The organism is Chloracidobacterium sp. D (assembly GCF_018304685.1).
In the GTDB taxonomy this organism is placed as follows: domain Bacteria; phylum Acidobacteriota; class Blastocatellia; order Chloracidobacteriales; family Chloracidobacteriaceae; genus Chloracidobacterium; species Chloracidobacterium thermophilum.
In genome coordinates, this window is record NZ_CP072634.1 from 158,338 (window position 1) to 171,710 (window position 13,373).

Consider the following 13,373-nt stretch of genomic DNA (forward strand, 5'->3'; position numbering starts at 1 on the left):
GTTTATGATGTCCGGGATAGCTTGACACCGCCTATGTGAAAGTTGTAGAGTTGCAAGCTTCCACGAGCACAATTTTAAAAAAGAGATTTCCGAACCCATGGCAGACAATGTACAGCCGTCCGGTCCTGAAGGCGTGACGATTAAACCGTTACGCCCGCCGGTCGTTACTTCATCGCCAGCGCCAGAAGAGGCTGCCCCGGAAGTTGAGGCGACAGCAACGTCGGGGATGGAAGCGTCTGAGGATACCGACTTTGCATCTATGCTCGACAACTACGAGCAAACGTCCACTTCGGTTTCACCGGGGGACATCGTGGTTGGGCAGGTCGTCTCGATTACAGAGCGCGGGGTTGTTGTTGATATTGGCTTCAAATCAGAAGGGCTGGTGCCAAAAGAGGAGTTTACCGGACCGGATGGTGAATTGACCGTGGCGCGAGGGGCTTCGGTCGAGGTCATGGTCAAGCAGATTGAAGGCGGAGACGGCTACGTCGAGCTTTCGTATGCCGACGCCCGGCGGCATCACCTCTGGGAAGTCATTGAAAAAGCCTTTACGGAAAACCAGACCGTCACAGGAAAGATCACGGAGCGTACCAAAGGGGGGCTTCAAGTTGACTTGGGGGGCATAAAAGCCTTTTTACCGGGAAGCCAGGCTGATATTCGTCCGCTCCGCAACCTGGATGCCCTTATCGGGCGTGAGATGACCTTCCGCATTCTCAAGCTCAACAAGAAGCGCAACAACATTGTCCTGTCGCGCAAGGTTCTGCTCGAAGAGGAGATGACGGCTCGAAAGGCAGAAACCCTGCGGATGCTTGATGAAAACGTCATCGTCTCCGGGCAGGTCAAAAACCTGACAGATTATGGTGCGTTCATTGACCTTGGGGGAATTGACGGGCTGCTGCACGTGACGGACATGTCATGGGGACGGCTTCCGAAGCCGTCCGATATGTTTAACATCGGTGACACTATTCAGGTCAAGGTGCTCAAGTTCGACCGCGAGCGGGAGCGGGTCAGCCTTGGTTACAAGCAATTGCTTCCCGATCCGTGGGATACAGTGACAGAGCGGTATCGGAAAAACGACATTGTCAAAGGGCGGGTTGTCTCGGTCACAGACTATGGCGCATTTGTCGAACTTGAGGAGGGGGTTGAAGGGCTGGTTCACGTTTCCGAAATGACGTGGTCCAAGCGCATCAAGCATCCTTCCAAGCTGGTCTCGGTTGGTGACGAGGTCGAAGCCATGATTTTGGAAGTTGACCCAGCCAATCGCCGCATCAGCCTGGGGATGAAGCAAATCCAACCCAATCCCTGGGATTCGGTGGCGCAGCGGTATTCGGTGGGTTCACGGGTCAGTGGCAAGGTGCGGAACCTGACCGACTTCGGGGCTTTCGTGGAAATCGAGGATGGTATTGACGGCCTCATTCACGTCTCCGATCTGTCCTGGACGAAGCGCGTCAAGCACCCTTCCGACGTGTTGAAGAAAGGGCAGTCCATCGAGGCTATCATCACCAACATTGACACGGCAAACCGACGCCTGAGCCTGTCCATCAAGGACCTTGAACCCAACGCTTGGGAGCGCTTCTTCCAGAGCCATCGGGTGGGCGATGTCGTGACGGGCAAGGTGGTGCGTCTGGCGGGCTTTGGGGTCTTCGTCGAACTCGAAGAGGGCATTGAGGGCCTGTGCCACATTTCTGAACTTTCCGACCAACGTGTTGACCGGCCTGAATCGGTTGTTTCGGTTGGACAGGTCTTGCCCTTCAAAATCCTCAAGCTGGATGAGTCCAACCGCAAGATTGGCCTGTCGGCGCGTGCGGTAGGCAAGGAAAATGACCCCGAGGATGTCAGCAACTACCTCAACAACGAAAGCATGACCAGCTTGGGTGAAGTGGCCCGTTTCCTACGTGGTGACAAGGAATCACGTTAGTCAGGGCTGTGAGTCAGGCCCGTGAGTCAGGTACGTACTGCGAGCCAGCAGTCCGCATTTCTTTGGGTCGGGTGAAGTCCTGGGGTCGGTTGGTACTGCCTGTTGAATGACGTCATTTGAAGGCGTCACCTTACCGCCACCCATCATCTGCTCTGGTGTATCGGCATGGGAAAGCACCGGGTTCTGATCTTGGGAGGCGGGTTTGGCGGACTCTACACCGCGCGGGCGCTGAGCGCCCTGGGCGTAACCCAAACGGCAGAAGTTACCCTCGTCAGCCGTACTCCGACCTTTCTTTTCCTTCCACTGTTGTATGAAATCCTGACCGATGAGGTGGCTGACTGGCACATTGCGCCACCTTTTGAGGAAGTGTTGCCACGGAACTGCCGGTTTGTCTGTGGGGAAGTACTCGGCGGCGAATTTCAGCCACGTCGGTATGGCGTCCGCGTCCGCTGTGCCGACGGAGAGCAGACCCTTGAGGCAGACACCCTTGTACTGGCACTGGGCAGCGTAGCTGACGACTTTGGCCTGCCGGGCGTCAAGGCGCACACCCGTCCCTTTCGCTCCCTGGCGGATGCCCATGCTCTGAAAAGGTCACTGGTGGAGGCGGTGCAGCACGCGGCTGCTGTGCCACGGGAAACCGTCTCACTGGTCGTCATCGGGGCTGGCCCGAGTGGCGTCGAACTGGCGGCCGTGGCGGCTGACAGGCTTCAGTCCGAACTCCGTCAGGCCGGGCTGCCGCCAACCCGGGCGCATCTGCATCTTGTGGATCGCCTGCCTGAAATCCTGCCCCAGTATGCCTCTGCCCTGCGCCATCTGGCGCACCGTGAGTTGGCGCACCGCCACATCAAGCTGCACTTGGGCGTTGGGGTTGCCTCCTGCTCGTCCGCTGGCGTGGAGCTGGAAGACGGCACACACATTGCCGCCAGGACCATCGTGTGGACGGCCGGCAGTCGTCCGGCACCGGTACTGGCGGAGTTTCCTTTTGTCCGTGACCGACGCGGGCGGATTCCAGTCAGCCGTACGCTCGAAGTTCCCGGTTTTCCAGGTGTGTATGCTTTGGGTGACATTGCCGCCAGCGTCGCAGCGCCGGCAACGGCCCAGGTCGCGGTACGGCAGGCGTTGGTCGTGGCACACAACATTGCCGCGGCGCAGCAGGGGGCGGCTTTGCGGGAGTACCACTACGAACCGCTGGGTGAAATGATGACCCTGGGGCGTGGCTGTGCGGCGGCCAACATCCTTGGTGTGGCGTTCAATGGTGTGGCGGGGTATCTCACGCGCCGTTTGGTGTACCTGCTGGCGATGCCGGAGCCGTGGCATGCCACGCGGGTTGGACTGAGCTGGCTGGGGCAGTCGCTGGAAGAAACCTGGCAGGCATGGTCAGCGCCGGCGCCCACATCGGCTTCCTGAGCAGGGGCAGCGCCCGGCTTGACAAAAACGGCTGGTGCCACCTATACAATTCGGCATACGGTTTGGCACACGTGGGTCGTTAGCTCAGTTGGTAGAGCAGCTGACTCTTAATCAGCGGGTCGTAGGTTCGAGCCCTACACGACCCACCACGCTGCCCTGTTCCCGACCTCACTGGGAGCGCGGGTTTCCCGACTGCTTCCATGGAAGCCTGATCTTCACTCTCACTTCCTCTGTCAGGTAGGGTAACTCAGGGAAAGCCGGTCATCCGATAGATGCCTTGCGTGGCGACGCACCTGCGCCCCATGTAGGTCTCCCTAAGATGCGGGCGGGACGCCCGCACTCCCAGGAATGCCATAAGCAGGCTGGACGCTCACGCCCCCGGTGTTTATGTTGTTTTACCTCGTTGCATGGGCGCTCTTGTTCGGCGTCTGCCTGATGGTCGGGACTTCTGTCCTAAGCTTGGTTGGCTGTCCTTCTGCTATTGAGCGTCCGGCTGACCGTTTGTTGGCAACCCTGTGGGTGGGATTGCTGACCTTGGCGACAGCGTTGCTGGCGTTGTCCATTGTCGCACCGCTGCGTCCGCACTGGTGCGCCCTCGTTGCGGCTGGGTTGTCTCTTCCGGCTCTGTGGTCAAAGGAATCACTTCAGGCACTGAAAGCCTACCGTGGCTTTTGTACGCTGCCAGTTGTTTTGGGCGTTCTAGTTGTATCAAGTGCTTCGGCCTGGCTTGTTTTGCGCGGTACAATCTCTGGAGATGCTCACATCTACCATATTCCACGAGTACGCTGGTATAGCGAATACGGGACACCTTTTGGACTGGCCCTTTTGGAAGCACACCTGGGTCTGACAAGCAGTTGGCATACGCTTACAGCCGTGTTTGATGTAACGCCATTCCGTGGGCGTACTTATGCAGCAGCAAATGGTTTTCTCTGTGCCCTTTTCATGCTGAACTTTCTTGTAGTTGGTCAAAGGATTTATAAAAGGCAAGCACTTGACTCAGATATATTCCTGGCTACTGTATCAGTGGTTTACTTTGCTGCTGTTATTAGAAGGCTGAACCAGATCGTTTACTCTCCCTCTCCAGATATTGCCGTAGTGTTTTCGTTCGCTACAATTACTTGGCTTTTTTGGGTTGAGCCAGATTCTCTGGTACAAAGAGCAAAAGCTGCTTGGCTGGCATCTTTAGGCGCTTTAGGATTAAAACTTTCACTAGCTCCACTACTTGCTACCGTTGCGTTAGCAGAATTTTGGAGAGTAAGAAACTATCCATCTCTGGTGCAGCGATTTATCACTTTGGTAATTGCATACACTCTACCTTTTTTGATGGTCCAGTTTATCTCAACCGGGTACTTTTTGTATCCGGTGACAATCCCGAACTTTTCTCTTGATTGGTCTTTACCCCCGGAAACGGTAGAGTGGGAAGCCAAGTTGCCGGTATTTATCGCCCCTTTCAAGCCAATACCGGACTCGTACCACTCGGCAGTACCGGCAGATTACGGTGAAATGACTCTAACTTTTCTTAGGAATCAAAAGTCTTTCATCTTTCTCTCGATAATCAACTTATCGATATGTTCTTGGATTATATTCATAGTAAGACCAGAGAAAATAATATATCTGATAGCTACAATTGGATTGATAGGAAACGTTTTCATTCTAGCCTCAGGCCCAGATGGAAGATACGGCTTTTCGTATGTCCGTATTGGTCTGGTTTTGCTTTTTGTAATACTGGTCAGATATGTAAATGAGACAAGAGAAAAGATGCCGGAATTTCTTTTCCGTCTAAATTACTTTTATCTTTTCTTGTTTATAACGGCCTTGACATTTCTTCCGCTGCGGGTATCCACCGGGGCTGCGATTCTGGCACTGGTTGGTGGCAGTGCATTGGTGCTGCTCCCTTTTCGTCACTCAGTCTGGTTGCGTACAAGAAGCCTGCCTTGGCAATGGGCACCTCTGGTTGCGGCACTGACAGTTGCTGCTGGAGTAGCTGCGACAGCCTGTGCCAAAGACCAAATTGAAATGGCTATTGAGTCCTATGCTGGAGCTGGTCTGTTGCGCCTGCCGGAAAATTCAGTGTCCACGTGGCTTCTGCCGCCACCCACGATACGCTTTTATCTGACCAGGGGGCCAAACGGAGAACTCATACCGGCGAATTCGCGCTACGAGATAAAGACCGTCAGAGGATACCAATACGTGTATCCAGTCAAAGGACTTTGCGGGGATGCCGAACTGCCCTGCGGCTCGTTTGGCATTCGTCCTGACATCCTCTGGCGCGATCCAAAGCGTGGGCTGGCCGGGGGCTTCTCTCGCGCCGAATAGTGTGCATACCCTAGTAGCAAAGAAGCATCCTATTTATGGAAGTCTGAGCTTCCCTCTTGCTTTCTCAAGTAGGGTAGCTTCAGGGTGAGTTGAAAGCCTGTGATCCCGATATATCCTGCGCGGTGCGCCTCCGCACCTCCTTGGTCAGAAGCGGGCAGAACGCCACACTTGGTTATCCTTGCCGATAGCTTGCGAGATTTCTGGCGTCAGTTCTGCTTGGTGGCTTTTCAGTCCTCAAAGGCTAAGGTAGACACCAAGTGCCCAACCTCTAAGGGCTAACAAATGCCAGGTCCCCTAGTCGACTTACAATTTTCATTTAGGTTTCTCATGTTTTGCAAATCTAGTACTGTAGTAGTACTTCCATTTCATCCAGATCATATACACATCGGAGAGGCTCTTGATTCACTAGAGTGAGGTAAACAACTACACTAGAGTCAGGTAAGGGCAAAATGCATATAGTATCAACTTTACTCAATTGAAAACTACGGAGTGTAGCTGTCTCGTTATTCGAAATAATTTGCCTTGACAGTAAATTATTTCCTTTTTTATTTCTAAACTCAAGTTGGTAGTTACCTTTGGCAGAGATTAAGACTTCATGGTTTGAAATCTCAGTCGGAAACAGGATATTCATTTGTCGGTTGCTTAGGACAGCCCCTGACTTTCTGTAAAAGATGCGGTAGTAATCAATTCTTACTTCTGGATTTCTTCTCAGTTTAGAAAATAGACTATGAGATAAGTTTAGATCAATGATAGCAGCAAATCTCTCTTTAGTAAACAGTTGTCCAGTGGTTAATAACTGAAGTTGCTCATATCGTTTTGCCAGCTCTGGATCGATCAAGTGATTCCTGCCTGTGAATCTGGTCAAAAGGTAGCCATCTGGTATGGGACGCTGGATATGACCCACTCGCCAGTCTTGAGGTGGTGAAGCTAACCCGACACGCGCAAGAAAAGGATCAGACAGGGCATAGATGTCAATGATATATACATTTTGCCCGGCATAGTATCCAAGCAAACCTGTTGCACCATATATGTAAAAATAGTATCCTTCATTACGCAACTTCTTTCCGCAATTCAACCACTCTGATAACTGTCCACCTTCCTGTCCAAGCAAGGGGATAAGCCAAAGAGTGGCATGGTAACTGCGTCCGTCAACAATTCCGCCGATCCCAAGGATTTCTGGATCGAGTTGTGACCCCGAAACATATTTTACTGTTGCCTGTTTAGTGTATATTCCTCTCAGAGGTATTTTGCTAAATAGATACGGCCGACTCATTGAAAATACTAAAAACAAGCTGAAAAAGAAAACCCAGTTGACTACTGGCAAAGGCGTAGCTTTACCTAAAGCAACCAGTGTCACGGCACTCACCAAAGGGGCACTGAACATCCGCCCCCCCATAAAATCACCGCCAATCCAGATGACATAGGCGATGTAAAGCACAATGCCAATGCTAGCCGGAATGGATGAAGGGCACCGCTGCCAAAGTGCGATACTCAACCCGATTACTATCCCCAGCAGGGTTAAGCCATCAACAATGCCTGTTTCTATAAGGTACACCAGTCCGCGTTCCAGGTATTCAATCCGTGGAATACCGGCTGTCTGTTTGGCGTAGAAGGTGTTTGGGAACGGAAAGCCGTAGTAAATGATTGAAAAGATTGTCCAGCCAACTACTGGCAGTCCAGCCGCTGCCAGCATCCTGACTATTTCCCGACGTTGCAAGCGCAAGGCAGTTGCCAATAGTCCGGGAATGACTAAAAGACTATGATCCAGGCGGTTGAACATAACCAACCCAGCAAGCACCCCAAGAGACAAGGCTTGCCTTGGCGTCGGTTGTTGATGAGAACAAAGGATGATAAAGAATCCAGCCAACAACAGGTGCGCGAGTGGATTTTCCAGGCCAGATGTCGAGTAATCAACAAAAGCTTTTGAGCCAACAAGTAGCAAACCGACCAGTGATAGGGTATAGATGTTATCGCGGCTTACCCAGAGCAGCAGAACAGCAGTGCTCAGGGAAAGCAGCATGGAAATAATCAGCGTGGTGTAGTAAGGCTCACGGGTAAGGGCATAGAAAGCTGAGACGAGAAACATCCAAAGGGGATGTGTGTAGGCTTGTACCCGTTCTCCGACATTCCACACCAAGCCGTAACCCTGGACGAAGTTATCTATGGTGCGCAGAGTGATGTATGCGTCATCACACATCCAAGCCGTACGCACCAGAACAACCGTGTAGGCTGCTGCAAAGAAAAAGAGCAGTCTTTTGCGGGAAATAGATTGGTCCAAACTTGGAAAGTAATTTCTTATATTTTCTCTAAATTCAAGCCACTTAGCCATAGGATACCCTAATGGAGACAAGAAACAAAAACCCTATGAACTTACTCTGTTGCTACTGTTGTCTGTATGTGCTGCGATGACCTGAGTCAACAACCTTGCCAAAACAAGAGGTATCGCTAATACAGACATATTAGATTTTTTCCACTTTGCGATGTATTGTTGCATAGAATGCCTTGCTCGGAAAGCCCAGAAAAACCATGCACCTTGGATTGTTCCGTCATCCGTCCCGCCCCTTGCCCTTCACCGGTCTTGTGCTGGACAGCCTGGCCGTGGATGTCAGCCACGCCCTGACCACACCCGGCGATGTCTTCAACCTTGATACCAACGCCCGAATTGCTCTTGTCACCCACGCCCAGGCCGAAGCCGAACGGCAAAGCCAGTCCGTCCTTCCCCTGACCGAAGTGACCTACCTGCCGCCTGTACCGCGTCCGGGCAAAATCATTGCCGTCGGACTGAACTACCGCGACCACGCCGCCGAACAGGGCAAAACACCGCCCACGGAACCCGTCATCTTTGCCAAGTACGCCAGCGCCATAACCGCCCACAACGCACCCATCGTCCTGCCGCCCAACAGCCGCGAAGTGGACTACGAAGCCGAGCTGGCTGTCGTCATCGGAAAAACCGCCCGCTGCGTGCCGCGCGAAGCCGCGTACGACTACGTTGGCGGCTACACCATTCTCAACGATGTCAGCGCCCGCGACATGCAGCGCCAGGACAAGCAGTTTACCCGCGCCAAATCCTGTGACACCTTCGCGCCCATGGGGCCGTGGCTTGTGACGCCAGACGACATTCCCAACCCGCACGCCCTCGACATTTGCCTGACGCGCAACGGAGAAGTCATGCAAGCTTCCAATACCCGGGAAATGATTTTTGACATCCCCTATCTCATCTGGTTTCTGTCACAGTCTATGACGCTCGAACCCGGCGATGTCATCTCAACCGGGACACCCGGCGGCGTCGGCGTGTTTCGGCAACCGCCGGTCTTTCTCCAGCCCGGCGACGAAGTAGCCATCACGGTCGAACATATCGGCACCCTTCGCAACCATGTCGTCGCCAGCGTCGCCGCCTGACGTACGCCAGCGGTTGCGCGCCCTGCCGTCGGTCGAACGACTGGCCCAGGCTCTGGCCCGGTCGCTTGCCGCCGATGCCGCACCAGCCCGCCACACGCCCGCCGAGCGGCGCGCTGCCGCCCGCGAAGCCATTGCCCGCCTGCGCGCCGAACTCCGCCAGCAGCCCGCAACCGAGGCCACACCGGCAGACCTGCTGGCGCGTGGGCTGGACCTCGCCCGGCAGCGGCTGGCCGCCCAGCCGGGCCTGATCCCGGTCATCAATGCCACCGGCGTCATCCTGCACACCAACCTCGGTCGCGCGCCCCTGGCAAAAGCGGCGCTGGATGCCCTGCTGGCCGTCGGACAGGGCTACAGCAACCTGGAATATGACCTGTCCGCCGGCGAACGCAGCCGCCGTGACCGCCACGGCGAAGCCCACTGGCAGGCGCTGCTTGGCTGCGAAGCCGCGCTCGTCGTCAATAACTGCGCCGCCGCCGTGTGGCTGGTTCTCGATACGCTGGCACGCGGCCAGACAGCCCTGATTTCACGCGGCGAACTCGTGGAAATCGGCGGCGGGTTCCGCATTCCCGACATCATGGCCAAAAGCGGCGTCCGGCTGTGCGAAGTCGGCACAACCAACCGTACCCGCCTGTCCGACTACGAAGCCGCACTGGCAAACACGCCGGATGTACGCCTCATCGTCCGGGTTCATCCCTCGAACTTCCGCCTGCTGGGTTTTACGGAACGTCCATCGCTGACAGAGTTGGCCGCGCTGGCGCGCCGGCACAACCTGCTGCTGTTTGAAGACGTGGGCAGCGGACTGCTGGCCGACCTCGCCGGCTGTGGGCTTGACGATGAACCATCTCCGGCGCGCTCGCTGGCCGAGGGCACCGATGTCGTGACCTTCAGCGCCGACAAACTGCTGGGCGGCCCCCAGGCCGGCATCATCGCCGGACGGCAGGCGCTCATCGCGCGCATCCGGCAAAATCCGCTGCTGCGCGTGCTGCGCGCTGACAAGCTGACCTACGCGGCGCTGGAAGCCACCCTGCGGCTGTACCGCACCGGTCAAACGGATGCCATTCCGGTACTGGCCATGATCCGCCAGTCGCCAGCCGACCTTGACCGCCGCGCCCGGCGGCTCGCCCGTTCCATTCGTCGTCAGATACCGCCCGCAAGCGCCACGGTGACGCTGGAAGCCGGCCAGTCCGTCATCGGCGGCGGCTGCGCGCCCCACGTCCAGCTTCCCACGACGCTCATCTGCCTCTCTCCCAGACACCTTGCGGCCGAAGAACTGGCTGCCCGCCTGCGCTGTGGCACACCGCCCATCGTGGCGCGCATCGTGCGAAACAACGTCGTGGGCGACCCGCGTACCGTACTGCCCGCCCAGGAGCGTGATCTGGTGGCAGGCATTGTCAGAAGTCTGGCCTGACGGGCCTTCCGCCCAAAGTCGCTGGCGACGGCCGCAGCGCCTTTCGGTTATGCTTGCCGGACATCGCATGATTTCCGGTCAGATAACCCTTTCCGTCTATGCGCCAGCTTTTGCCTGAACGGTTTCGGCCACTCCTTTCGGCGACGGTGATTGTTTCGGCTTTGGGCTACTTCGTGGACATCTATGACCTGCTGCTGTTTGGCATCGTGCGCGTTCCCAGTTTGCAGGCGCTTGGTCTGGAAGGCCAGCGCCTGCTCGATGACGGCATCCTGCTGCTCGATGTGCAGATGATCGGGCTGCTGCTCGGCGGCATCCTGTGGGGCGTCCTTGGCGACAAGCGCGGACGGCGTTCCGTCCTGTTCGGTTCGATTCTGCTCTATTCCGTCGCCAACTTTGCCAACGCCTTCATCATCGAGCTGGCGGCGCTGCTGCCCGGCGGCGTCACGGCATTCCAACTCTATGTTGTGCTGCGTTTTCTGGCCGGCGTCGGGCTGGCCGGAGAACTGGGGGCAGCCGTGACGCTCGTCAGTGAAAGTCTGCCCAAAGACCTGCGTGGCTACGGAACGGCCATCGTCGCCGGCGTCGGCGTGTCAGGGGCCGTGGTGGCCGCTACCGTGGGCAAGTATTTCTCCTGGCAGGTGGCCTACATGACGGGCGGCATCCTGGGCTTTCTCCTGCTGGCGACCCGCGCCACCCTGCTCGAATCGCGGATGTTTCAGGCGCTTGAAACCCAGGAAGTGTCGCGCGGCGATTTCTTCGCCCTGTTTACAAACGGCGACCGCTTCCGCCGGTTCTTCTGCTCGATTCTCATCGGCGTGCCGCTGTGGTTTGCCATCGGGATTCTCATCACGCTGTCGCCGGAGCTGTCCCGTGAGTTGGGCATTCCGGGCATCACCGCCGGCGAATCCATCAAGTATGCCTACGCCGGACTCGTGGTGGGCGATCTGGCCAGCGGCCTGCTCAGCCAGTATTTCCGCAGCCGGCGGCGGGTCGTCTTTGCCTTTCAGACGCTGACCCTGCTGCTGACCTTCGTCTACGTTGGCTCACGGGGCGCGTCGCCGACCTACTTCTACGGGCTGTGCTTCTGCATCGGCATTGCGGCCGGCTACTGGGCGGTGTTCATCACGATTGCCGCCGAACAGTTCGGCACAAACCTGCGCGCCACTGTGGCCACCAGTGCGCCGAATTTTGTCCGGGCCTCGGTCGTCCCCCTGACGCTGGCGCTCCAGTGGCTGACACACCACACGGCGCTTGGGCTACTCTACAGCGCCCTGGCCGTCGGGATTGGCTGCACGCTGCTGGCCTATCTCGCACTGGCGCTGCTGGAAGAATCCCACGGCAAGGCGCTGGATTTCGTCGAGGCGACATAACCGAGGCAACATAGCGATGACCCAACCAAAACGTTTTCTCTCCGGCATTCAACCTTCGGGCAAACTCCATCTGGGCAACTACTTTGGCGCCATTGCGCAGCATCTGGCGCTTCAGCACGAAGGCGAGGCGTTTTATTTCATTGCCAACTACCACGCGCTGACGACCATCAACAACGCCGCCCAACTGCGTGCGCTGACGCGCGAGGTGGCCGCCGCCTACCTGGCGCTGGGACTCGACCCCCAGCGCGCCGTGCTGTTCCGCCAGTCGGACGTTCCCGAACTGCACGAACTCGCGTGGCTTCTGGCCACCGTGACCGGCATGGGGCTGCTCGAACGCGCCCACGCCTACAAGGACAAGGTTGCGCGCGGGATTGCTCCCAAAGTCGGGCTGTTTTACTACCCGGTGCTCATGGCGGCAGACATTCTGGCTTACCGTTCAAACGTCGTTCCGGTCGGGGCCGACCAGGTGCAGCACGTGGAGATGACCCGCGACATGGCTGGCTACTTCAACCACACCTACGGCGAGGTGTTTGTGCTGCCGGAAGTCCGCGTCAGTGAAGTAGCTGGCATTGTGCCGGGAACCGACGGGCAGAAGATGAGCAAGTCGTACGGAAATGTCATCGAACTCTTTGCTGATGACGCGGCCCTGAAAAAGTCCGTCATGGGGATTGTCACCGACTCCGCGCCCGTCGAAGCCCCCAAGGACCCGGAGCGGAATACGATTTTCCAGCTTTACGCGCTGGTCGCCACGCCGGAGGAAAAGGCTGCCATGGCGGATGCCTTTCGCGCTGGCGGCTACGGCTACGGGGAAGCCAAAAAAGCCCTGCTGGCCAAGCTGAAAACCTTTTTCGGTCCGGCGCGTGAGCGTTTTGCGGCGCTGCTGGCACGGCCCGATGACATCGAGGACGTACTGCGGGACGGTGCCCGCCGCGCACGCGCCGAGGCGCTGGCAACCATCGAGGCCGCGCGTGCGGCCTGCGGTCTGGCATGAAAGGTCCGCGTGATTCGGCGGCCGGGTGGCGGCACCGGGCCCAGACGCTGCGCGTTCCGTTGGGTTTTGTGGCGGCGGCGCTGTTTGTGCTGCTGGCGCAGCCGACGTCGGTTTCCATGGCAATTGGCGGCAGCCTCAGTCTCGTCGGGCTGGGCTGGCGGGCCTGGGCCACCGGCCACCTGCGCAAGGACGAAGTGCTGACGGTGCGGGGGCCCTACCGTCTGGCGCGCAATCCGCTGTACTGGGGAAGCGCCTGGATGACCCTGGGCTGTCTGATAGCTGGCGCGCCCTGGCCGCTCGCTCTGTTGGTTGCCGGGTTGTTTGTCGGGATTTACTGGCCCGTCATGCAGGCGGAAGCCGCGCACCTGTCCCGCCTGTTTCCCGATACCTATCCGGGCTATGCCGCCCGGACTCCGCTTTTCGTGCCCGACCTGCGCCGCCTGGCGGCCGCCTTGGGAGATGGCTTTGACTGGCGGCTGTACGTACGCCACCGCGAATATCAGGCCGGGCTGGGGCTGGCGGCGGTTTTCCTGCTGCTGGGCCTCAAGCTCTGGTGGGCAGGGTGAG

The 13,373-nt window shown here is 57.2% G+C and carries 9 protein-coding genes and 1 tRNA gene; 9 read left to right on the forward strand and 1 reads right to left on the reverse strand.

Annotated features, from left to right (window positions below; genetic code table 11):
• Positions 1-97: 97 nt before the first annotated feature.
• The 4 genes from J8C01_RS00670 (at position 98) to J8C01_RS00685 (ending at position 5,638) form a co-directional block, all read left to right on the forward strand.
• Positions 98-1,915 carry a 30S ribosomal protein S1 gene (locus tag J8C01_RS00670; RefSeq protein WP_249355458.1) on the forward strand — a complete coding sequence of 606 codons (1,818 nt, stop codon included), beginning with the start codon at positions 98-100 and terminating at the stop codon, positions 1,913-1,915.
• 165 nt (positions 1,916-2,080) lie between these two features.
• Positions 2,081-3,322, forward strand: a complete 1,242-nt coding sequence (locus tag J8C01_RS00675) for an NAD(P)/FAD-dependent oxidoreductase (RefSeq protein WP_211432045.1) — start codon at positions 2,081-2,083, stop codon at positions 3,320-3,322.
• A gap of 73 nt (positions 3,323-3,395) precedes the next feature.
• Positions 3,396-3,471 (forward strand) — tRNA-Lys (locus J8C01_RS00680).
• Positions 3,472-3,709: 238 nt separating this feature from the next.
• On the forward strand, positions 3,710-5,638 hold the full coding sequence (locus J8C01_RS00685; RefSeq protein ID WP_211432046.1) for an LIC_10190 family membrane protein: 1,929 nt from the start codon (positions 3,710-3,712) through the stop codon (positions 5,636-5,638).
• Positions 5,639-5,978: 340 nt separating this feature from the next.
• On the opposite strand, the gene J8C01_RS00690 is transcribed toward J8C01_RS00685, so the two are convergent.
• On the reverse strand, positions 5,979-7,967 hold the full coding sequence (locus J8C01_RS00690) for a hypothetical protein (protein WP_211432047.1): 1,989 nt from the start codon (positions 7,965-7,967) through the stop codon (positions 5,979-5,981).
• A gap of 197 nt (positions 7,968-8,164) precedes the next feature.
• On the opposite strand from J8C01_RS00690, the gene J8C01_RS00695 reads away from it, so the two are divergent.
• The 5 genes from J8C01_RS00695 to J8C01_RS00715 all read left to right on the forward strand — a co-directional run bounded on the left by J8C01_RS00695 (position 8,165) and on the right by J8C01_RS00715 (position 13,372).
• The gene (locus J8C01_RS00695; RefSeq protein WP_249355459.1) at positions 8,165-9,037 is read left to right on the forward strand and encodes a fumarylacetoacetate hydrolase family protein; all 873 of its coding nucleotides are present in this window, start codon (positions 8,165-8,167) and stop codon (positions 9,035-9,037) included.
• Positions 9,012-10,445: an L-seryl-tRNA(Sec) selenium transferase gene (gene selA, locus J8C01_RS00700; protein ID WP_211432048.1), complete on the forward strand. Its 1,434-nt coding sequence runs from the start codon at positions 9,012-9,014 to the stop codon at positions 10,443-10,445. The genes J8C01_RS00695 and selA overlap by 26 nt, the downstream gene beginning before the upstream one ends.
• Positions 10,446-10,543: 98 nt before the next feature.
• Positions 10,544-11,815, forward strand: coding sequence for an MFS transporter (locus tag J8C01_RS00705; protein WP_014098655.1), 1,272 nt, complete (start codon positions 10,544-10,546; stop codon positions 11,813-11,815).
• A gap of 16 nt (positions 11,816-11,831) precedes the next feature.
• Complete coding sequence (trpS, locus tag J8C01_RS00710) at positions 11,832-12,806, forward strand: tryptophan--tRNA ligase (RefSeq protein WP_211432049.1); 975 nt, start codon at positions 11,832-11,834, stop codon at positions 12,804-12,806.
• Positions 12,803-13,372 (forward strand): methyltransferase family protein, encoded by a 570-nt coding sequence (locus J8C01_RS00715; RefSeq protein WP_211432050.1) that lies wholly within the window; start codon positions 12,803-12,805, stop codon positions 13,370-13,372. Before trpS ends, J8C01_RS00715 begins: the two co-directional genes overlap by 4 nt.
• Position 13,373 lies beyond the last annotated feature (1 nt).